Origin of the sequence: Pantoea sp. RIT413 (genome assembly GCF_003057675.2) — a bacterium.
Classification (GTDB): Bacteria; Pseudomonadota; Gammaproteobacteria; order Enterobacterales; family Enterobacteriaceae; genus Pantoea; species Pantoea eucrina.
In genome coordinates this window covers 181,823-202,606 of the sequence record NZ_QBJB02000002.1, presented here as the reverse complement: position 1 = coordinate 202,606, position 20,784 = coordinate 181,823, and the positions used below count along the sequence as shown (strand labels likewise).

General features: G+C 56.3%; 25 protein-coding genes and 1 riboswitch. Of the genes, 13 read left to right on the top strand and 12 right to left on the bottom strand.

What is annotated here, in order from left to right; genetic code table 11:
* Window positions 1-5: 5 nt before the first annotated feature.
* Window positions 6-911, bottom strand: a complete 906-nt coding sequence (locus DBY66_RS04550; RefSeq protein WP_071668403.1) for a polyprenyl synthetase family protein — start codon at window positions 909-911, stop codon at window positions 6-8.
* Window positions 912-1,240: 329 nt separating this feature from the next.
* On the opposite strand from DBY66_RS04550, the gene DBY66_RS04545 reads away from it, so the two are divergent.
* Entirely contained in the window at window positions 1,241-1,459 is a 219-nt protein-coding gene (locus tag DBY66_RS04545; protein ID WP_040113660.1) for a hypothetical protein, read from the top strand.
* A gap of 38 nt (window positions 1,460-1,497) precedes the next feature.
* On the opposite strand, the gene DBY66_RS04540 is transcribed toward DBY66_RS04545, so the two are convergent.
* Window positions 1,498-2,205, bottom strand: coding sequence for a phage antirepressor KilAC domain-containing protein (locus DBY66_RS04540; protein WP_108569817.1), 708 nt, complete (start codon window positions 2,203-2,205; stop codon window positions 1,498-1,500).
* 264 nt (window positions 2,206-2,469) lie between these two features.
* Here DBY66_RS04540 and DBY66_RS04535 point away from each other — a divergent pair, with 264 nt between their 5' ends.
* On the top strand, window positions 2,470-3,663 hold the full coding sequence (locus DBY66_RS04535) for a zinc-dependent alcohol dehydrogenase (protein WP_040113656.1): 1,194 nt from the start codon (window positions 2,470-2,472) through the stop codon (window positions 3,661-3,663).
* A gap of 41 nt (window positions 3,664-3,704) precedes the next feature.
* Here DBY66_RS04535 and DBY66_RS04530 read toward each other — a convergent pair whose 3' ends face one another.
* Genes DBY66_RS04530 through DBY66_RS04525 form a run of 3 tightly spaced genes read right to left on the bottom strand, consistent with a single transcriptional unit; the run spans window position 3,705 to window position 5,177 of the window.
* Entirely contained in the window at window positions 3,705-4,052 is a 348-nt protein-coding gene (locus tag DBY66_RS04530; protein WP_108569818.1) for a hypothetical protein, read from the bottom strand.
* 21 nt (window positions 4,053-4,073) lie between these two features.
* Entirely contained in the window at window positions 4,074-4,247 is a 174-nt protein-coding gene (locus tag DBY66_RS17910; protein ID WP_166714220.1) for a hypothetical protein, read from the bottom strand.
* Between the two features lie 36 nt (window positions 4,248-4,283).
* Window positions 4,284-5,177 carry a helix-turn-helix transcriptional regulator gene (locus tag DBY66_RS04525; protein WP_052246563.1) on the bottom strand — a complete coding sequence of 298 codons (894 nt, stop codon included), beginning with the start codon at window positions 5,175-5,177 and terminating at the stop codon, window positions 4,284-4,286.
* Between the two features lie 117 nt (window positions 5,178-5,294).
* Between DBY66_RS04525 and DBY66_RS04520 the strand changes: the two genes are divergently transcribed.
* On the top strand, window positions 5,295-6,704 hold the full coding sequence (locus DBY66_RS04520; protein ID WP_108569896.1) for an MFS transporter: 1,410 nt from the start codon (window positions 5,295-5,297) through the stop codon (window positions 6,702-6,704).
* A gap of 3 nt (window positions 6,705-6,707) precedes the next feature.
* Here DBY66_RS04520 and DBY66_RS04515 read toward each other — a convergent pair whose 3' ends face one another.
* From DBY66_RS04515 to DBY66_RS04495, 5 genes are read right to left on the bottom strand one after another with little or no spacing between them, the layout of a single operon-like run.
* Window positions 6,708-7,796: an ABC transporter ATP-binding protein gene (locus tag DBY66_RS04515; protein WP_094110767.1), complete on the bottom strand. Its 1,089-nt coding sequence runs from the start codon at window positions 7,794-7,796 to the stop codon at window positions 6,708-6,710.
* 3 nt (window positions 7,797-7,799) lie between these two features.
* Entirely contained in the window at window positions 7,800-8,747 is a 948-nt protein-coding gene (locus DBY66_RS04510; protein ID WP_108569819.1) for a carbohydrate kinase family protein, read from the bottom strand.
* A complete protein-coding gene (locus DBY66_RS04505; RefSeq protein ID WP_040113648.1) occupies window positions 8,744-9,583 on the bottom strand; it encodes a carbohydrate ABC transporter permease in 840 nt (279 codons plus the stop codon). Before DBY66_RS04505 ends, DBY66_RS04510 begins: the two co-directional genes overlap by 4 nt.
* Window positions 9,573-10,481, bottom strand: a complete 909-nt coding sequence (locus DBY66_RS04500; RefSeq protein ID WP_108569820.1) for a sugar ABC transporter permease — start codon at window positions 10,479-10,481, stop codon at window positions 9,573-9,575. The genes DBY66_RS04505 and DBY66_RS04500 overlap by 11 nt, the downstream gene beginning before the upstream one ends.
* Before the next feature lie 9 nt (window positions 10,482-10,490).
* On the bottom strand, window positions 10,491-11,726 hold the full coding sequence (locus DBY66_RS04495) for an extracellular solute-binding protein (protein ID WP_108569821.1): 1,236 nt from the start codon (window positions 11,724-11,726) through the stop codon (window positions 10,491-10,493).
* Between the two features lie 255 nt (window positions 11,727-11,981).
* Between DBY66_RS04495 and DBY66_RS04490 the strand changes: the two genes are divergently transcribed.
* Window positions 11,982-13,151 (top strand): ROK family transcriptional regulator, encoded by a 1,170-nt coding sequence (locus DBY66_RS04490; protein ID WP_104085795.1) that lies wholly within the window; start codon window positions 11,982-11,984, stop codon window positions 13,149-13,151.
* A gap of 162 nt (window positions 13,152-13,313) precedes the next feature.
* The gene (locus DBY66_RS04485; protein WP_040113640.1) at window positions 13,314-14,249 is read left to right on the top strand and encodes an ROK family protein; all 936 of its coding nucleotides are present in this window, start codon (window positions 13,314-13,316) and stop codon (window positions 14,247-14,249) included.
* On the opposite strand, the gene DBY66_RS04480 is transcribed toward DBY66_RS04485, so the two are convergent.
* Window positions 14,243-15,124, bottom strand: a complete 882-nt coding sequence (locus DBY66_RS04480; RefSeq protein WP_071668393.1) for a LysR family transcriptional regulator — start codon at window positions 15,122-15,124, stop codon at window positions 14,243-14,245. The genes DBY66_RS04485 and DBY66_RS04480 overlap by 7 nt on opposite strands.
* Window positions 15,125-15,244: 120 nt before the next feature.
* On the opposite strand from DBY66_RS04480, the gene DBY66_RS04475 reads away from it, so the two are divergent.
* Window positions 15,245-15,970 (top strand): pirin family protein, encoded by a 726-nt coding sequence (locus DBY66_RS04475; protein WP_040113632.1) that lies wholly within the window; start codon window positions 15,245-15,247, stop codon window positions 15,968-15,970.
* Between the two features lie 266 nt (window positions 15,971-16,236).
* On the top strand, window positions 16,237-16,449 hold the full coding sequence (locus DBY66_RS04470) for a glycine zipper 2TM domain-containing protein (protein ID WP_040113630.1): 213 nt from the start codon (window positions 16,237-16,239) through the stop codon (window positions 16,447-16,449).
* Between the two features lie 116 nt (window positions 16,450-16,565).
* Here DBY66_RS04470 and DBY66_RS04465 read toward each other — a convergent pair whose 3' ends face one another.
* Entirely contained in the window at window positions 16,566-17,003 is a 438-nt protein-coding gene (locus DBY66_RS04465) for a 6,7-dimethyl-8-ribityllumazine synthase (protein ID WP_040113628.1), read from the bottom strand.
* A 548-nt stretch (window positions 17,004-17,551) separates the two neighbouring features.
* On the opposite strand from DBY66_RS04465, the gene DBY66_RS04460 reads away from it, so the two are divergent.
* From DBY66_RS04460 to DBY66_RS04440, 6 genes are all read left to right on the top strand, one after another.
* The gene (locus tag DBY66_RS04460) at window positions 17,552-17,797 is read left to right on the top strand and encodes a hypothetical protein (RefSeq protein ID WP_040113898.1); all 246 of its coding nucleotides are present in this window, start codon (window positions 17,552-17,554) and stop codon (window positions 17,795-17,797) included.
* Window positions 17,790-18,221: a type II toxin-antitoxin system VapC family toxin gene (locus DBY66_RS04455; RefSeq protein ID WP_052246551.1), complete on the top strand. Its 432-nt coding sequence runs from the start codon at window positions 17,790-17,792 to the stop codon at window positions 18,219-18,221. The genes DBY66_RS04460 and DBY66_RS04455 overlap by 8 nt, the downstream gene beginning before the upstream one ends.
* Before the next feature lie 44 nt (window positions 18,222-18,265).
* Complete coding sequence (locus tag DBY66_RS18075) at window positions 18,266-18,388, top strand: hypothetical protein (protein WP_255420987.1); 123 nt, start codon at window positions 18,266-18,268, stop codon at window positions 18,386-18,388.
* 261 nt (window positions 18,389-18,649) lie between these two features.
* Window positions 18,650-18,770: riboswitch (TPP riboswitch) on the top strand.
* A 122-nt stretch (window positions 18,771-18,892) separates the two neighbouring features.
* Window positions 18,893-19,837 carry an FAD-dependent oxidoreductase gene (locus DBY66_RS04450; RefSeq protein WP_104085797.1) on the top strand — a complete coding sequence of 315 codons (945 nt, stop codon included), beginning with the start codon at window positions 18,893-18,895 and terminating at the stop codon, window positions 19,835-19,837.
* The gene (gene thiS / locus DBY66_RS04445) at window positions 19,821-20,018 is read left to right on the top strand and encodes a sulfur carrier protein ThiS (RefSeq protein ID WP_040113622.1); all 198 of its coding nucleotides are present in this window, start codon (window positions 19,821-19,823) and stop codon (window positions 20,016-20,018) included. Before DBY66_RS04450 ends, thiS begins: the two co-directional genes overlap by 17 nt.
* Window positions 20,019-20,021: 3 nt before the next feature.
* The gene (locus DBY66_RS04440; protein ID WP_094110761.1) at window positions 20,022-20,780 is read left to right on the top strand and encodes a thiazole synthase; all 759 of its coding nucleotides are present in this window, start codon (window positions 20,022-20,024) and stop codon (window positions 20,778-20,780) included.
* Window positions 20,781-20,784: the final 4 nt, after the last annotated feature.

The window sequence follows — 20,784 nt, the reverse complement described above, 5'->3', positions numbered from 1 at the left end:
CCGCGTTAGTTGAACATTGCCAGCTGCTGATTAAACAGGGCATGCATATATTGACGGGTTGCAACGCCGCGGTGACAGGCGCAGGCAAGATGTTCATCAGCGCTGCGCAGATGCTCACGCAAACGGCGCTCCGCACCGTCAGCCCCCAGCATCTGAACCAGCGTCGATTTGCCCTGATCTTTATGAATATCTTTACCGGTATGTTTGCAGCCATCAGCAAGATCGTCCAGGAGCTGAAAAGCCTGGCCCAGATCCTGCGCAAAGTAGCTGAGTTTCTGACGCATTACCGGCGCAGCATCAGTCACAATCGCCGCCATCTGCAGCGCAGCGCGAAAAAGCACGCTGGTTTTCAGTTCGTTGGTTATGGCAATCGCTTCCGGGCTGCGGCTCTGTCCACCTTCATGCAGATCCTGAAACTGACCCTGAACCAGCCCCTGCAAACCTACCGCCGCAGAGAGTTCAGCAATGGCGTCTGTTTTGTGCTGGGAGGGCAAATCCGGCGCGAGCGCGATAACTTCATAAGCGCGGCTGAGCAGCGCGACTGCTGCCAGGATAGCCACGTTTTCGCCAAACTCGCGATGCACGGTGGGACGACCGCGTCGCATCAGCGCATCGTCCATGCAGGGAATATCATCCAGTATCAGCGAGGCCGCATGCACCATTTCAACCGCGCAGGCGAGATCGAGAATGCCACGCTTTGTCAGGTCATAGCCCATGTCACGCGCCGCCAGTAACAGCAGCAGCGGACGTATGCGCTTACCGCTCGGCAGCGTGCCGGCACGCATAGCGGCCCGCACGCGATCGGAGGGCTGTCCGGCTGGCAGTAGCAGCTCAAGATTCTCCTGCAGAGCATGGCAAAGCTGGCGAAGATCGTTTTCCTGATTTGCTGCAATTTCGGCATGGGCGGTCATAGCGGCTATCCATGGTTAATAAACGTGGCGCTTTTTTTATTAACCGTAGACTGCGCAGGGGAAGAATGCCAGCGGTGATGACTCGTTAAGTCTCAGAAACCAATTATTTATATTAATTTACCGTTCCGGCTGGCTGGTATGGCATCAGGCCCGGCAGATCGGAATACATTGCTGTCAGCATCCTCAGAAACAGCAGCGCGCAGAGCAGGGAAGAGAGGCAGAAGAGGTTATTTTTTAACCTGAAAAAACGAACTTGCCGATCGCGATCAAATTTCAGCCATCAGCATTGCAGGAAGATACCTGTAGTCAGGAAATAACCGGAGGCAGCAATGAGCAAATCACTAATGCGTTTATCGGATATGGCGCGCTACCTGGGCGTCTCTCCCGCCGTGCTGATTCGCGCTATCTGTAATCGCGGCACGCTGGAGAAGGTGCCGCTCCCCTCTGCAATTGATGAAGAGCTGCCGCTCTCCAGCCGGTGCTGGTCACCGCAGGAGGTCAGGCAGTTTCGCCATCAGCTACAGCGTCAGCGGCATCAGCACAAGTAAGCAGGCAGAGCCGATGTCTGTTCATCGGCTCTGCTGTATCAGGCGGCGACGCCTGCAGGATGAGAGGCCAGGTGACCCGCCCACAGGCTTGCAACCCATTTCACGCCTTTCACGGTAAAGCGGGCCTGTGAGAACGCGTGCTGATTTTCACCCGTACCGGTGCGGAAAGAGAAATAGCCCGCCTGCACATGGTGTTTCTGTGGCGCCAGCGTATTTTTCTCCCGGTACATAATATTGCGTTCAAGCAGGAATTGCCGGAAGTCAGTCTCTTTGACCTTCAGCATTTTACAGAGCTGACGAAATCCCAGCGCTTCATTGACCTCAGTGAAACGGTCAAAAAACTCCGCTTTTGGTGCAGAGAGCGCCAGCTGCTGCTCTGCGCGCCGCCGCTGTTCAAATTGCTCCGCCCAGGCACGGGCTGCTTCGGCCGGATCCGTGAAGTCCGGCAGCTGAGCGATCTTTTCTTTCTCCTGCCAGCGATCGAGCAGATCGGCAGTAAAGCCGGGCGAAAGTCGGGCTACGGCGAGTAACGAGTCGCGTTTATTGAGCAGAAACTCCTGACGGCTCTCACCTTCATGCTCGTAAAGACTGACCGTAACAGGCTGGGAAAGGCGCTGTGCGGTTTCCAGGCTTTTAATCAGGCGCTTCACTTCGCCGTGCGTGATGCCAGTCAGTCTGGCAAGGTCACGGCTGCTCATCAGCAGAGACGCGGTTTGAGCAGCAAGAATTTCCGTTGAGATCATCATTCGTATCACCTCTTAAAACGTCATTCAGTCATCAAGACTGCTGGATAAGTATACAGCTTACTGTAGTTATATCCAGTGTTTTTTTTAACCAATTCGGTAGTTTTTCTGCTGCTGTGCGCCACGTTCCGACACCACTGCAACCCGGTTGCACCGCGCGGGCAGAACTGCCGATGCGCTTGCCTAATCAGCAATTGATGCCAGGCTCAGGCAATTCGCCTTAAATAATGTCAGACACCTGCTGCGCTTATTAATGAGGAGTTAAGAATGAAAGCGTTAACCTATCATGGCCCGCACAAAGTACGCGTTGAAACGGTTCCCGATCCGGTATTGCAGGAAGCGGATGATATTATTCTGCGTGTCACTGCAACCGCTATCTGCGGTTCTGATTTGCATTTATATCGCGGTAAGATCCCAAAAACTGAACATGGCGATATATTTGGTCATGAATTTATGGGTGAAGTGGTGGAAGCTGGCAGTGCCGTAACCAATGTGGCGATTGGCGACCGCGTGGTGGTGCCGTTTGTGGTCGCCTGCGGCGACTGCTTCTTCTGCCATCTGCATCAGTATGCCGCCTGTGAAACCACTAATCCGGGTCGCGGTGCGATACTCAATAAAAAAAATATCACGCCACCCGCCGCCCTGTTTGGGTTCAGTCATCTTTATGGCGGAATACCCGGCGGACAGGCAGAATATGTTCGCGTGCCGAAAGCGAATACCGGCCCGTTCAAAGTGCCGCTGGCGCTGCCGGATGACAAAGTGCTGTTTCTGTCCGATATCCTCCCGACCGCCTGGCAGGCGGTGCAGAATGCCGGGCTGGATAAAGGCTCAAGCGTCGCGATCTTTGGTGCCGGCCCGGTAGGTCTGCTTAGCGCCGCCTGTGCAAGGCTGATGGGTGCCGAAGATATCTTTATGATTGATCATAACGCCTATCGTCTGGAGTTTGCCCGTCAGCGCTATGGCGTTACGCCGATAAATTTTGACGAGATTGACGATCCCGCAGCCTGGATTATTGACCATACCAAAGGGAACCGCGGCGTGGATGCGGTGATTGATGCAGTGGGCTTTGAAGCCAAAGGCAGCCTGACCGAAACCGTCCTCAGCAATCTGAAACTTGAAGGCAGCAGCGGCAAAGCGCTGCGTCAGTGTATTGCGGCCGTGCGTCGCGGTGGGGTGGTCAGCGTGCCGGGCGTCTATGCCGGTTTTATCCATGGCTTCATGTTTGGCGATGCGTTCGATAAAGGGCTGACCTTCAAAATGGGACAAACGCACGTGCACGCCTATCTGCCACGGCTGCTGTCGCTGATTGAACAGGGATTATTAACGCCGGAAGAGATTGTTACGCATCATATGCCGCTGGATGCGGCGGCAGAGGGGTATGAGATCTTTGATAAACGCAAAGAGGATTGCCGCAAAATCATTCTGGTGCCGGGAATGAAATCGGCTACTGCTGAAGCCTGACGCTATGGAGGCTGCCGCGTGGCAGCCTGCATAACAGAAATTCAGCGTACGCTGCCTTCGTCACGGTCGCTGAGTTCAGAAAGCGACACTTCAACAAACGGCATGTTATCCAGCCTGTCGCCGTAATCTTCACTGACATCAGGCAGGCTGGTGAACTGACCATCAACAAACAGAAAACTCAGATGCCGTTCAACCTCTTCCAGCAGCTCATCCACCTCTTTTGCGGTTTCACCCTGAGCGTCTTTACCATCCAGTCTCCAGCGAAAATGATTACCCACGATTTCTGCGCTGCCAATATCAACTACTTTGGCATCGATATTTTCTAACAGCAGACGCTGGCGGGCAAAATAAAGCAGATAGGGCATCCGATCGCGATTAATTTCAGACATACATTACTCCTGAATAATATTTCAGTGCGGGAAATAGTTGCGTACAGCATATACCGACCAGTAAACCGCGTTCAGGCCCAGCCAGGCCCAGCAGCCCCAGTAAGCAACGGGTTCACGCCGGGTACGCAATTTAGGCAGAAATGCCAGCAAATAACCCGCCGCCGCAATAAGCGCAACGAAATAAAGAAATTTCATGCTTTCTCCTGATTATTTATCATGAAGTAAGCATAGTCAGATTAACGCATTTGTGGAGCGCAGCGCCTGATATCCGGCAATGAGTTTTTCCAGTGCCGCTGCGCTTGTTTCGTCCGCCGGGACGTAAACCAGCAGGCGGTCACCATTGCGTGAAGCGGACCACCAGTTATTCTGACGCAGCGTAAATTCCCCGGTTTCCGCCCGCCAGAAACGCTTGATCCGATTCTCCACTTTTCCCAGCTCGTAACGCTGCCAGGTCTGTGCAAATTCATCAGAACTGTTAATCAGCCGGGTGAGAAAGCTTTCCCAGTGCGGATCGCCAAGGTGTTCTCCCATCTGGCCGCGAAACATGGCCACCATCTGCGGCATGACTTCATCCCAGTCGCGTATCATGCCGCGCCAGCCGGGATGATTAAACGCCAGCCAGATACAGTTGCGATCCTCAGCCTCTACGCTTGCCAGATCTATACCCATCAGCGCACACCACGCAGCGTTATAGCCAATGATGTCAAAACGCGGTGTCTCAATAATGGCCGGCAGCTGGATAGCATCCAGCATCTGCTGATTATGCTCAGCGAGTTTGCAGCAGGCGGCAACCTGAAGGGCGGGCAGTTTATGACCGGCGAGCGAGAAAAGATGTTGCGTTTCAACGTCATTACACTGCAGTGCTGATGCGATCGCCGTCAGCGTTTTCAGCGACGCTTTAATATCGCGACCCTGTTCCAGCCAGGTGTACCAGGTGACGCCGACATCAGCCAGCTGGGCGACCTCTTCGCGGCGCAGGCCCGGCGTGCGCCGCTGGCGCATACGCGGCAGACCCAGCCTGACAGGATCGAGGTTTTCCCGTCGGGAACGCAAAAAGGCGCCCAGCAGTTTGCGATTCGTATGAACCTCTTTTTCAGCATATTTTACAGCGGGTTGAATCGACATCAGCGTCATTTCTCCGGCCAGACGGGTGGTTTTAATACCATGATAATCAAAAACTGGTACCCGGTTATTTTTCAGCAGATGCTATGCCGCAATGAACACGAAAACAAGGTGAAACTGATGCACACTCCGCAACTTCGTCAGGCGGGACTGATGGTACTGCTGGCCGGGCTGTTACTGCCTATGATCGACTTTTCAATCGTTAACGTGGCGCTGGATGCAATGGCGCATAGCCTGCAGGCAACGCCCACCGAGCTGGCGCTGATTGTTGCTGTCTATGGTATTGCTTTTGCTGTTTGCCTCGCGATGGGAGGGCGGCTCGGAGATAACTATGGCCGGCGCCGGGTTTTTATCAGCGGTGTCGGGATCTTTGCCCTGGCTTCGCTGCTGTGCGGTATGGCAAGCGGGGCCGGGATGCTGATGTTTGCCCGCGCGCTGCAGGGAGTGGGCGCGGCACTTATCGTGCCGCAGATCTTGGCAACGCTGCATATTACGCTGCAGGGCAGGGAGCATGCGCGGGCGATTGGTCTCTATGGCGGAATGGGCGGGCTGGCGTTCGTGATTGGTCAGGTGCTGGGCGGCTTTCTTATCAAAGCCGATCCGGGTGGGTATGGCTGGCGCAGCGTGTTTCTGATCAACCTGCCGATCTGTCTGGGCGTACTGGTGGCTGCGCGCCGCTTTATTCCGGAAACCCGCAATGCGACCCGCGTACCGGTTGATATTAGCGGTGCGCTGCTGCTGGGCGGAGCCACAGGCGCACTGTTGCTGAGCCTGGCGCTGGGGCCGGTGCTGAACTGGCGCTGGCCATGCGTGCTGTTACTACTGCTGGCGCCGCTGTTTTTGCTGCAGCTGCGACGGGTCTCTGTGCGTGCTGAAGCGTCAGGCCGTTCACCGCTGCTGCCCCCGTCACTGCTGCGTTTACCCGGCGTGCGTTTCAGCCTTACGCTTGCCGTTATCTTTTTCTCCAGCTGGAGCGGGTTTATGTTTGTCATGGCTCTGACGCTGCAGTCCGGGCTTGGCTTCAGCGCCTTTGACTCCGGTAACGCTTTCATAGCGCTGGGGGTAGCCTATTTTATCGGTGCCATGCGGTCGACCGCACTGGTCACGCGCTTTGGTACGCGCACAATGCTGCTGGCTGGCTGTGCTATTCAGATCACCGGCCTGCTGGCTCTGATGGCAACCCTGCAGCTCCGGTGGCCGCAGGCGGGTATTCTTGCGCTGGCGCCAGCTACGGCACTCATTGGATTTGGTCAGTCTTTTATCGTCAGTACCTTCTACCGTATTGGCATGCGCGATATTCCGCATCATCAGGCGGGCGCTGGCAGCGCCATGTTGTCGACCGTGCAGCAGTCGGCGATGGGGCTGGGGCCGATGCTGCTGGGCGGCGTATTCAGCCATTTCAGCCAGACCGGATCCTGGCTGAGTGCTATCAGCGGTACGCTGGGGACTGAACTGCTCTCCATGCTGCTGCTGGTGGCGATCGCCTTAATGCAGCATGACAACGTGGCAACCACACCCGCAGAAGGATAACGTTCACGGTAACGGCGGCGCTTCCGGCAGACGCTGGCCACTCTGCGCATCGAACAGGTGGATTTTTTCCATGCGCAGCGCAATCGTCAGCGGATCGCCGCTGCCGGCTGCGTGACGGCCAGGTACCTGCATATGCAGCGTATGCCCGTGCCACGTCAGATGCAGCAGCGTGGATTCTCCGGTGATCTCCGTAACGGCGACCTGCGCCAGACTGCCCTGCATCGCCGGTATCAAATCGTGGGGGCGGATGCCAATCATCAGCGCAGCCCCTTCCTGTGCCGCGTGCTGCCAGCGCGGAGGAAGCGGCTGCCAGAGATCTTCACATTCAATGCCCGGCACGCCATCACGCGTTACCAGGTGCGCCGGCAGCAGATTCATCGGAGGCGAGCCGATAAAGCGGGCGACAAACAGATCCGCAGGACGATCGTAAATGCTGAGCGGGGCGCCCTGCTGAACGATCTGACCTTCGCGCATTACTACAATCTGATCGGCCAGCGTCATCGCCTCAACCTGATCGTGTGTGACATAAATCATGGTGGTTTTAAAACGCTGGTGCAGTGCTTTGATTTCCGCCCGCAGCTCCATGCGCAGCTGAGCATCAAGATTAGAGAGCGGTTCATCAAACAGGAAAACCTGAGGATTTCGCACCATCGCCCGGCCCATCGCCACGCGCTGACGCTGGCCGCCGGAGAGGGCGCGCGGGTAGCGCTGCAGCAATTTATCGATACCCAGAATAGCGGCAACGCGCGCAATCTTACTCTGCTGCTCCGCGCGGCCCACCTTTTTAACCTGCATATGAAAGGCGAGGTTTTCAGCCACGGTAAGGTGCGGATAGAGCGCGTAGCTCTGGAACACCATCGCCATGTCGCGGTCGGCCGGATCGCGATCGCCAATCGGTATATCGTTCATCAGAATGGTTCCCTCTGACAAACTATCCAGCCCGGCCAGCAGCCTCAGCAGCGTGGACTTACCGCAGCCGGACGGGCCAACCAGTACGGTAAAACTGCCATCGGGAATGCTGAGACTGAGCGGATGCAATACCGTCTGTTTGCCGTAGCGTCTGGCGACGCTGACGAGCTCAATACTGGCCATAAATTACCTCTCCTCTGCAGAAAATGGCAGCTGTTGCCAGCCGGGATAGCGGCGTGGCTGCGTGCTGATCGCCTGTGATGCCACGGCAATGCCCCACTGCAGCGCGCGGCTCAGCGGCTGCTGATGTAACAGCGCGGTGAGAAAGCCGGCGTTGAAACTGTCACCGGCTCCTATGGTATCCACGACGGTGACGGGAGTGGCAGGCTGTTCCAGCCAATGCGCACCCTGCCAGCAGGCGGCACCGGCACTACCGCGCTTCACCACGCAGCCGCCACGTCCGCTCAGGGTTCCCGCCAGCTGCCGTGCGCTCTCCGGCAGCGTTGCCGCCGCACCGAGGCCCAGCGTCTCTGCTTCATTCAGTAACAGCCAGTCGCAGTACGGCAGCCACTGTGCGACCTGCTGCCGCACCGCCGTGCTCCAGCCCTGCGGAGGCCAGCCGGTGTCAACGGCGGTTATAAAGCCGCGCCGCTGCAGTTCTTCCAGCAGTGCGGCATAGTGCGAACTGAGTGCCAGGCAGAGAAAGGTGCCGCACAGCAGAACAATATCTCCCGGTGCAGCACGCAGCGGAATTTGAGCCAGTACGTCATCCACGCTGAGTTGCGCCACGTGACCAAAATTGCTCAGAAACGAGCGCTCGTGATCGCTGTGCGTAATGCCAACGGTGACAGACGTTTCGCAGGCGTAGCGTCTCCAGTGCGCCGCACTGTTTGGGAAGTAGCCCGCCAGCCAGGCGCTGAGGCCATCATTCCCCTGATTAGCGACAGCGCGATGGCGAACCTGCATCGCTTCCAGTGCCAGCGCACAGTTACCCGCCGAGCCGCCCGGACGCAGTTCACTCTGAGGGAGCATGACTTCAGTGCCGCGCTGTGGCCAGCTATCCAGCGTACCCATAATCAAATCGGCGTTAACGTTGCCAGCGACGTAGAGCGTTGCGTTACAGTCAATTGTCATCCTTTACTCCCGCCGCTGGCCAGACCGCTCACCAGCGTTTTCTGCAGCCAGACAGCAATTAACAGAGGGGGAACCGAAGCCAGAATGCCAACCGCAGCAATCAGGCCGTCATCGGTTGCGCGTCCGGCAGTAAAGCCGGCAATGGTCACCGGCAGCGTTTGCGCCGTAATATTGCTGGTGAACAGCAGGGCATAGAAAAATTCATCCCACGCCAGCAGCCAGCCAAACAGCGCTGCGGCGCCCAGAACCGGTTTTGCCAGCGGCAGCGTGATGCGCAGCAGCACCTGCCACACCCGCAGGCCATCAAGCCGCGCAGCCTGTTCAATATCACGCGGCAGAGTGTCAAACTGGTTTTTGAGCATCCAGGTCAGAAACGGCAGGATCAGCGAACAGTAAACGATAATCAGCCCCGGGCGGGTGTTCAGCAGATCCAGCTGCTGCAGCAGAAAGTAGAGCGGCAGTACAAAGGCCACCGGCGGCACCATATAGATGGCCAGTGACGCAAACAGCCAGCCGTCGCGTCCGGGATAGCGCGAAAAGCTGAAAGCGGCCGGGATCGCCAGCAGCAGACAGACCAGCGTTCCTCCCGTCGCCACCAGCAGACTATTACCCAGCGCATGCAGAAACAGGGTTCCCGGTTCACCCGGCGCCAGCGACAAAAGCCGGCCGTAGCGGCTGAAATCCCACTGGCGCGGTATCCACTCCAGCGGCACGCGCGTCAGGTCGCTGGTGGCGCTGACGCTCATCAGAAACAGCCAGCCCATCGGGGCCAGAACCGACAGCGCCACGGCGGCCGCCGCCACATATTTAGCCACAGATATCATCTTACGCTTCATGGGCACTCCCCCGGCGACGCTGCCGCCACAGCAGCAGCATATAGAGCGCAATCAGCACTGCGCACAGCAGCGTCATCAGGATGGCATAGGCCGCTCCGCTGCCGGCGCGCAGATAGCTGAAGGACTCCTGATAGACGTAGAAACTGAGCGTTTTGGTGCTATCTACCGGCCCGCCCCGGGTCATGACATAGATGATGTCGAATATTTTGAACGCATCAATGGTGCGCAGTACCAGCGCCACGCTTAGCGCTCCGACGATGGCCGGAAAGGTAATGGCGCGAAACCGTCGCCAGGCTGAGGCACCGTCCAGGCGCGCCGCCTCAAAAAGATCGTCCGGAATCGACTGCAGCGCAGCCAGCACCAGCAGCGTAACCAGCGGATAGTTCTTCCACACATCAGCAAACATCACGGCGTTAAGCGCTGAGTCGGGTGAACCCAGCCAGCTGCGATAGCCATCCAGGATACCGAGCTGTGTCAGCAGCGCGTTGACGCTGCCGTAGTCCGGATTGAAATTAAGCCGCCACATCATCGCGTTAACGATTGTCGGCAGCGCCCACGGCAGGATCACCAGCACGCGTAGCACGTTGCGGCCGGTAAACCGCTGATTAAGCAGCAGCGCCACCAGCACGCCAATGACGCCCTCGAAAGCAACCGACATCAGCGTAAAATAGAGCGTGCGCCACAGCGAAAGCCGGAAGTCGGGATCGCTTAAGGCGTACAGGTAGTTCTCCACGCCGATCCAGCCGGGCGCATCGCCGCTGCCTATCAGGGCTGCGTCGGTAAAACTCAGCCAGATGGTCCGCATCAGCGGCCAGGCGGTAAGCAGCAGCATGACCAGCAGCATGGGGGCCAGCAGCACCCATGCCTGCCGTCGCTCACGTTGACGCAAACTCAGCATGCCCGCTCCTTAGCGCAGCCGCGCGGCACTTTTATCGACCGCCTGCATGGCGGCTTCCGGGGTCGCGCCGCCGGTCAGCACCTGCTGCAGCTGCTGCTGCAGCGTGCTGGAGAGACGCGAATAGTCTGCGGTTTCAGGACGTGACAGCATTACGCTCAGCGACGTGTCCGCTGCCTTAATCAGGCTCTCCTGATCTTTCATCACCGCCGCATCCTGATAAGAGCTTTTCCAGATAGGCAGGCTCAGACGGGCATAGTTGTTCTGCACCGGCTGAGAGGTCATGTATCGGATATACTGCCACGCCTGATCGGCATGGGTGCTGCCGCTGGCGATACCGAGCCCCATTGAGCCGTTGACCGCGCCCGCTTTGCCTGGCGCATCGCCGGGTGCAGGCATAATGCCAACCTGACCCGCAACTTTGCTCTGTTTTGCATCGTTGGCCATGTTGTACATATAGGTCCAGTTCAGCGCGAACGCGGCGTCGCCATTGGAGAACGCTTTGCGCACATCTTCTTCCAGATACTCACGTGAGGCGGGGTTAGTCAGTCCGTCATCAAGCGAGCTTTTCATCAGTTTTACCGCCTGCAGTGAAGCGGGGCTGGAGAATCTAAGCTTGCCATTCTGATAGAACTGCCCGCCAAAGCCGGAGACCAGCGTGGTGTAGTCGCATACCAGCGCTTCCGCCTGAGACCAGCTCCACACCAGCGGATAATTCACGATCTTTTTCTCTTTAATAATGCGCGCGTCATCCATTACCTGCTGCCAGGTTTGCGGCAGGTCGCGGATACCCGCTTTCTCCAGCATCGCTTTGTTGTAATACAGATATTTGGTGTCCAGAATCCACGGCATACCGAGCGTTTTACCGTTGAACACCACGGTTTTAAGCGCGCCGGGGAAAATCTGCGCCTTATCTTCGGCACTGATACGGCTGCTGACATCCTGCAGCAGGTTAAATTTTGTGAATTCCGCCGGCCAGATCGCATCAAACAGCACCACGTCGTAGCCATTTCCGCCCGCACCCCGTGCCGCGACAATCTTGTCGTGCAGCGCTTCATACGGCACAAACTCAAGGTTGACCTTTACGTCCGGATTCGCTTTTTCAAACGCCTGCGTCATGGCGCGAATATCGCTCTCACTATAGGCTGCCTGAGTCATAAACAGCGCATTGAGTGAGGTGGCCGCCGTCGCGCTGGCAGCGCTGGCGAGCAGAAACAGTGCCAAACAACCGTGAACCGATTTTTTCATGATATGTCCGCCTGAAAGCTGTGAGAGATTAATTAAATCAATTTGATTGATTTAATAACGTGCGCAAAAGTGTGCGTCAGTTGCCATGCCACAGAAAGGTAAGCAAGCGATGTGCCAGAAACGATCTGCTGCGGGTCCTGCTTCTACTTTGCACGTTTTCCCGCCGCTGTCAGGTAAACAGGTTGTAAAATGTGCCAGCGATCATAGATATTGTTGCGGTGGCAGAGCGGCCAGGCGTGAAAAGGAAACAGTACGATGAGAACATCAGGGACTAACCTTGAACACGCGCGGGCGCATAACCGGCGCGTGATCATTGAGGCCATTCGCCTGCACGGTGAACTGACACGGGCTGAGCTGGCGCGGCTCACGGCCCTGACCGCGCAAACGGTATCCAATATTGTCGCTGAACTTGAACAGGCTGAACTGCTGATAAGCCACGGACCGCGACGTCAGGGACGCGGACAGCCCGCTATTCCCGTCACGCTGAATCCGGCCAGTGCGTTTTCAATCGGTATTCATCTTGATCACCAGACGCTGCTGATGGTGCTGGTGGATTTAACCGGCGAAATCCATTTTCGCCGTCTCATTATGGTGCAAAAACCGGAGCCTGCTGCCACCCTGGCGCGCATCGCCTCGGTACTGGATGAGATTAAGACGCAGCTGGGTGCGCGCTGGCGCAAAGTGCTGGGTATCGGCGTTGTGATGCCCGGGCCCTTTGGCGTTGAGGGACTCTCTTCACTGGGGCCGACCACGCTGCACGGCTGGGAAGATGTCGATATTGCAGGAGAGCTGGCGGCACTCAGTCAGCTGCCGGTGACGCTGGAAAATGATGCCACGGTAGCGGCAATTGGCGAGCGCTTTCACGGCGTGGCGCGCCATCTTAATTCGTTTATCTATCTCTACATCGGTACCGGGCTGGGTGCAGGTATCATTGTTGATGGTCACGTCTGCAGCGGTGATGCACATAACGCCGGTGAAGTTGGCCATATGGTGGTGGATCCCGGCGGGCGCGACTGCTACTGCGGCAATCAGGGGTGCCTGGAACGCTATGTCTCGCTGCAGGCAGCCTATGAATTCTGCGGGCTTGATCCCATGACCGCGCTGCCGGACGATTTGCTGGCGGTGCCGGCAGAGCTGTTTGACGCGTGGATCGCCACTGCGCTGACGCCGCTGCGCCAGGCCATCAATATGCTGGAGTGCATCTTTGACGCGGAGAGCGTGATTATTGGCGGTATGATCCCTGCTGCCCTGCTGGAGAAAATCGTTGCGCGCCTGCCGCCGCTTTACCAGTCTGTGCGCGGGCGCTACCTGACCGCCACGCGCATACGGACCGGAATGAGCGGCAGTGATACCGCCGCGCTGGGTGCGGCAGCGCTGCCGCTGTTTGATGAGTTTAATCCGCAGTTTCAGGTATTAATGAAATGAGCATGATGATGCGCCAGGCTGGCGCCGGTAATCCTGCGCGGCGTCTGCATACCTTTTAGCCGTTTATTGCGCCGATGCGAAAAAACCTGTGCGGCCCGTTTCCTGCCGGCGTTATTTTATTTACATTGCCAGCAACTTTTTGCTGACCCAGCGGACTCTGCAATGACTATTCCTGCCTTACCGGTAATCTGCCTCGATCTTGGCGGTTCATTTATTAAACTTGGCGTGATGACGCAGGCTGAGCAGATCCAGCTGCTCGATCAGCAGCCGATGCCCGCCCGCTCCTGGGAAGCGTTTTGCGCTACCGTCAGCGATACGATCGCCAGACATCAGGCACATTTCAGCGCGCACTCCCCGGTCGCGGTTTCCACCGCCGGAATTGTCGCGCCACTGAGCGGCGAGATGTTTGCCAGTAACATACCTGCCTTTCACGGACGTCATATGGCGCAGGAGCTTGGCGCATACCTGCAGCGTCCGGTCACGGTCCATAACGATGCCGACTGTTTTGCCGTTGCGGAGGCGCTGGCCGGGGCCGGACAGGGGCATAAAGTGGTGCTGGGCGCTATCCTCGGTTCAGGCGTGGGCGGCGGACTGGTTGCAGATGGCCGGCTGATCACCGGTCAGAATGGCTTAACCGGTGAGTGGGGACATGGCCCGATCACGCTACGCGAAGTTGATATCGCAGGCAAAACGGTTGCCATACCGCGTCAGCCGTGCCCGTGCGGTCAGAGCGGCTGTCTTGATACTTATGGTGGAGCGCGCGGTCTGGAAACCCTGCACCGCGTGCTGCATGATGAAACGCTCAGCAGCAAAGCGATCGTTTCACGCTGGCAGGCAGACGAAAACCAGGCGCAGCAGACGCTGGAGGCGTGGCTCCAGCTGGTGAGTGAGCCGCTGGCCTACACCGTTAACATCACCGGAGCGAGCTGCGTCGCCGTCGGCGGCGGGCTGGCCTCCGTTGTTCCGCTGATAGCTGCCCTTAACGAGGCGGTGCAGCAGCGGGTGCTGCGCCGTACGCCGCAGCCGCTGGTGATCCCCGGCCGCCATGCTCATCAGGGTGGCATGCTGGGTGCAGCGCTGCTGGCGCTGGCTCACTGAGCCGCCAGTTTTTGCTGTAAAAACGCAATAAACTGCCGGTGGATCTCGCTGCGCTGGCGATGCTGCGGGTAGAGCGCATTAAGGTGCAGCGAGGCGGGCTGCCACGCATCCAGCACGCGTATTAATTCACCGCTGGCCAGCGCCGGCGCCACGATAAATTCCGGCAGCAGGATCAGCCCCAGCCCGGCAATCGCCGCATCGCGCAGCATTTCACCATTATTACTGACCATCGGCCCCTGAACTGCCACGACGCTGCGCTGCCCGTCCCTGAACAGCTCCCAGCCCTGCTGACTTTCCCGGCCGTAGCGCAGGCAGCGGTGCAGCGACAGTTCCGCAGGCGTCTCCGGCGCTCCGGCGCCCTGAAGATAGGCAGGGCTGCCGCAGATCAGCCGCCGGAATTCGCCCAGCCTGCGTGCGATCAGGCTGGAGTCGGGCAGGGTGCCGATACGAATAGCCATATCAAATCCCTCTCCCACCATATCGACATGGCGATCGGCCAGCTCAACCTGGAACTGCAGGCCGGGATGCAGCGTGAGGAATTCAGCAATGTAGGGGGAGAGATGCGTAATGCCAAACGACATCGGCACGCTCAGACGGAAGTTACCCTGCAGAGCCTGATGACGACCGGATACTGCCAGTTCCGCTTCCTGTACATCATCCAGTATGCGCTGTGCGTGATGCGCAAACAGCAGACCATTTTCTGTCACCGAAAGCTTGCGGGTATTCCGGTTGAGCAGGCGGGTGCCCAGCGCCGCTTCCAGCGCCGCCATGCGGCGGCTGACATACTGCTTTGAAAGCATCAGCTGTTCAGCGGCTGCACTGAAGTTGCCCGCATGGATAACAGCAACGTAAATACGAAGATCGTCTATCTGCATAGTGTCCACTAATTCGTGACAGTGATTGTCATGTCAGCACATTGTTGAGCAAATCAGTTTACGTATAATGAATCACATCAGGAAGCAAAATCGTTTCCCTTACTTATTCAGGAGCAGATCATGATTGAACAACGCCTTTCAAATCAGCGCGGCACCGGCGATCACGGCTGGCTGTATTCACGCCACACCTTTTCCTTTGCAGGCTACCGCGATCCACAGCAGGTGGGCTTCTCTGATCTGCTGGTGATTAACGACGACCAGGTTGCACCCGGTCGCGGCTTTGGTGCCCATCCGCACAATAATATGGAGATCATCTCCTATGTGCTGGAAGGTGCTCTGGAGCACAAAGACTCAATGGGTACCGGTTCTGTTATCGTGCCGGGTGATGTGCAGCTGATGAGCGCTGGCAGCGGCGTGACGCACAGCGAGTTTAATCACTCGAAAAGCGACAACGTGCATTTTCTGCAGATCTGGATTGTGCCGGCAGAGCGCAATACCGCGCCAGGCTATCAGCAGGTTTCCGTGGCGGAACAGGATAAGCGCGGCAAACTGCGCCTGATTGTCTCGCCGCAGGGCGAGTCCGGTTCGCTGCAGGTGCGACAGGATATGCGCATCTATGCCGGCCTGTTCAACGATAATGAGCAGCAGACGCTGACGCTGGCAGCCGATCGCTACGCCTATATTCATGTTGCGCGCGGCAGTATTGAGGTTAACGGCGTGCGCTTCAGCGCGGGCGACGGCGCGCGGGTGCGTAATGAAACGGCGCTGACTTTTGCGAATGGTAATGATGCCGAGGTGCTGGTGTTTGATCTGCGTCCGCTTGAAGTGAATCATCCTCAGCGTTAATAGCCAAAAAGGGTAGCGTGCTGCGGCGCGCTACCCTTTATTCATAACTATTCTCCATTATTTCTTCACCATTGGCTGTTTTATCAGCGCTTAATTCGGAACCCGGACAGGGCCAGACTAAAATAAGAATTTTTACCTTTCTTAAATTTCTGCAGCACTTTAAATTCGCATCCTGAGACCCATGCCGCCTGCTGGCAAAGGGCGATCAAATAACTAACAACATTAACCTGATTGCATTCCATTATTAAATGGTAATGAGGATTTTGATGACTTTAAAACGCAGCTTTAATATTGCCGCCGTACTGGTGCTGGCTTTGTCTGTTACCGCATGCAGCGGCATGTCTCATCGTGGTAAAAATACCGCAATTGGTGCTGGCGTTGGCGCGCTGGGCGGTGCCGTGCTGACTGGCGGCAGTACGTTCGGTACGCTGGGCGGGGCGGCTATTGGCGGATTGATTGGCCATGAAGCAAGTCGTTAAACAGTAAATATGACAGGACGCGCATAATGGTATTATTGCGCGTCCTGTAAATAAGCTTATTTCTGCATTGCACGCCATTATTAAACAGGCGGAACAAACGTAATGCTTTATCAGCCTTAATCAATATTAAGCTGATGGATAGCCAGCACGGCTCGTGCAGCTTCTTTTCCTTTCTTAATAAAATGCTCGGTATAAAATGATTCCAGTTCATTGACCGGCTGAAAATTATGTGGCGTCAGTGAAACAGAAAACACCGGTACGTTGGTACTGAGCTGCACGCTCATCAGGCCGTCAACCACTGCCTGCGCAACAAAATCGTGACGGTAAATCCCGCCATCCACGACCAGCGCGGCACAGACAATGGCATCAAAACGACCGGTTTCGGCCAGGCGCTTTGCCAGCAGCGGCATCTCAAAAGCACCGGGCACATCATAGGTTTTCAGCACGCTGTCTGCGCCCTGCTCATTGAATTCACTGACAAATCCTGCCAGCGCATTGTTCACAATATCTTTATGCCAGCCAGCCTTGATAAAGGCGATTCTAATCTGTTCCATAAGTCTTCCGTCATTTGCCAAAGTAGAGTAGGCGGATAATTATCCGTAAAATCTCATCATTTTCATTAACATGAGTGTGTATAACATAGGCTGAGAGCGCGATCCACTCCGTTGCGATGCAGGTTTTTCATGTCATCTTCGGGCCGAAATCACGCTAGCGAATCTTGTGAAAAGTTGGCGCTGAAACTTTCCATTTGAGCCCGGTCTTCTCGCGTGCGCGGGTAAAGGCAACCATGATCTGATTTAAGCTCAACGCCGGGACCACGCGATCTGAGTCGTTGCTGAGCGCTCAAAGCTGATCAAGAACATCCAGGACTGAACGTTTTGCACCCATTAGCATGTTGGCCATATCAATGACGATTTTCATCCCTGTTTAACTTTGTTCGATGCAAATTTTCCGATCCCGAATATTCGTCCATTTCATAGAATAAACATCGGTTATCAAATAAGATTATTAATATCAGTTGCTTATACAAAATATGGCCACTTGACCACTTTTATCAGGTAGGTGATAATATGACCTCATGACCGCAATTAATGAGGTTAATATGAAAGTCCTGAATGTAGCCGAATCGAAAGCTCGTTACTCTCAGATTTTGAGTTCAGCGAGTAGCGGTGAAAGTTTCATCATTGCTAACCACGGCGATCCGATAGCCATGATCGTTCCTTATAAATCAGCGCCTCTGTTAAACCGTGTTGGCTTTTTAGATCATAAAAAGTATGCCATTCCTGATAATTTCAACGATTTCATGTCAGATGAAATCCAGTCGATGTTTGAAGGTGGCAATGACTAGTCCTGTAAGAACGCGGAACATCTTTAATCGCTATCTTCTTGATACTCACTATCTTATCTGGGCTTGCGCAGACTCTAAGCGTCTTCCGCAAGCCTGTTTCGATCTGATTGTTGATCCCTTAAACGAGCTATATTTTTCCGCCGCATCTATTCATGAAATCGCCATAAAATTCGCGTTAGGTAAACCTCATTTTACGGTTGATCCAGAGGAGATTTTGCGCGGCTTGCTCGCAAACGGTTATAACGAACTTCCCATTTCATCACATCACACCGTAAGTCTTAAACGTTTGCCTCGTGATATGCACGGCGATCCGTTTGACCGGCTGATCGTTGCTCAGGCGAACATGGAGGCGCTGACCTTAATCACGGATGATGAAAAAATTATTCGATATTGTTCAGATTACATTCCGATGAAAACGTTCTGATAAAAACACACCCGTCCCGAGCGGGTTTTTTATGGGCTAAATTCATGCATGAAACAATGACCGGGATCGAGCTGGGTGGCGTGCCCGATCGCACCTTCGGCAAAGTTTATTACCGCAGCATTACCGACCCACAGGAAGCAGCCAAAGCCCTCGCCGCGACGAATTAAGGCTTTGAGTCTTTCATAATCCCAGACGTAAACGTGGCATTACATTCGCTGTTTTCCGTAGAAAATATATTAATTTAATGTGATCTGATTTCTGGTCTCAGACGCCGATAAGCCAGAAAACCGCGTTCAAAACGGCTTCTAAGTTATTGTTTAAAAGTGTTGAGAAACCGTAAATAGTCGTTTTTTGCAGTGCAAGATTTAAGCGCCTGAAGAGAGCCTTAAAAGGCTCTCCTTGACGGCGTGATGCGGCTTGAATAAAACTAAAGATGTCGGGGGAGTCTCGCCACAGAGACTGAGAGGCTGATAGCGCAACCGCGCGGTTCAGCGACCCTTTGAACCTGACCCAGTTGATACTGGCGTAGGAAGACTGAGGGCGCCAGACCGGTGCCGTCCGGGATGTTGCAGCAAACGGCTGCACCTCCTTATCTCCCTTCCTGTATCCGCGGGTCTCAGTCAACACTGAGAGGCCGATGTGACCCTTCTTTTTTATCCGGAACACAGACAATGAGCCGCTGGAGCGTGTTAGGCGCAGGCGTCAGCGGACTATGCGTGGCCACCCTGCTGGCGGAGCGTGGTGAATCAGTTGAAGTCATCGATGACGCGCAGCGTCCGCCCGCATCCTGGTATGCCGGTGGCATGCTGGCGCCCTGGTGTGAAGCAGAAAGCGCGCCCGCCGAGGTTATTTCACTGGGTCAGCATGCCGCTCGCTGGTGGCAGCAGCGCGTAAGCTGCGTTGAGCATCAGGGCACGCTGGTGCTGGCTCCGCCACGCGACAGTCAGGAGCTGAACCGTTTTGCGCGCCTGACTCACGCGCATCAGTGGGTCAATCCGGCAGAGGTAGAGCCGGCGCTGGAGGATCGCTTCGCACGGGGGCTGCTGTTTGCGGGCGAAGCACATCTCGATCCCCGGCTGGCGCTCACTGAGCTGCGCCAGAAGCTTGAGGCGCACGGTGCAACGTTCCATCACTCCGCGCCTTCCGGCCAGATCATCGATTGTCGTGGCATTCATGCCCGCGACGCGCTGCCCTCGTTGCGGGCCGTGCGCGGTGAAATGATTATCTTACAGAGTCGGGATCTGCACTTTTCGCGACCGCTTCGTCTGCTGCATCCGCGTTTTCCCTGCTATCTGGTTCCGCGGCGTAACGGCTGCTTTATGCTGGGTGCCACCATGGTCGAGAGCGATGATGGCAGCGCCATCAGCGCCCGCGCCATGATGGAGTTGCTGAGCGCCGCCTGGGCGATACATCCGGCGCTGGCTGAAGCGCGCATTATCGAGAGCGCCAGCGGCCTGCGGCCCGCCTGGCCGGATAACCTGCCCGAAATTCGTTATGAAAACGGTATTTATTATCTTAACGGCATGTATCGCCACGGCTTTCTGCTGGCGCCGATGCTGGCAGAGCAGCTGATGCAAAAACTGATTCAGGAGACCCCTTATGCAAATCCAGCTTAACGGACAGATCGTTGAAACCCAGGCGCAGACAGTCAGCGAACTGCTGCAGGAGCAGCAAATCGATGCCAGCTGCGTGGCGACAGCGCTGAATGGCAACTTCGTGCCCAGAAGCGCTTACTCCCGTCAGCCGCTTGCGGCAGGCTGCCAGCTGGAAGTCCTGTCACCGATGCAGGGAGGGTAACGCATGTTTTACGACTTTACGGGCGCATCGCGCTTTCTGCTGGGTACAGCAGGGTATCCGTCACCGGCCATTCTGCAGCAGGCGATAGCGGCGGCGGGCAGTGAAATTATTACCGTAAGCCTGCGGCGGGAGGGCAGTGCGGGTGCCGCGTTTCGCGACCTGCTGGCCAGCCTTAACGTTCGCGTACTGCCCAATACCGCAGGTTGCCACACGGTGAAAGAGGCGGTAACCACGGCGCATATGGCGCGCGAGCTGTTCAATACGGCCTGGATCAAACTTGAGGTGATTGGGCATGCCGATACGCTGCAGCCCGATCCGTTTGCGCTGGTGGAAGCCGCACGCATCCTGTGTGCTGAAGGATTTAGCGTATTTCCCTATACCACGGAAGATCTGATTGTTGGCGAGAAACTGCTGGCTGCCGGCTGCGAGCTACTGATGCCCTGGGGCGCACCGATTGGCTCAGGGCAGGGCCTGCGTAATATTGACGGATTGCGCGCCATGCGGGCGTGGTTCCCGGATACGCCGCTGATTATCGATGCCGGGATCGGTGCTCCTTCTCAGGCGGCGCAGGCGATGGAGCTGGGCTTTGACGGCATTCTGCTTAATACCGCCGTCGCGAAAGCGGGCGATCCCATCCGCATGGCAGCGGCGTTCAGCCAGGCCATTGCTGCGGGGCGCAGCGCCTGTGAGGCAGGGCTGATGGAAAAGCGCGATATGGCGATGGCATCAACGCCGGTATTCGGTCTGGCCACACTAAGCTGAGGAG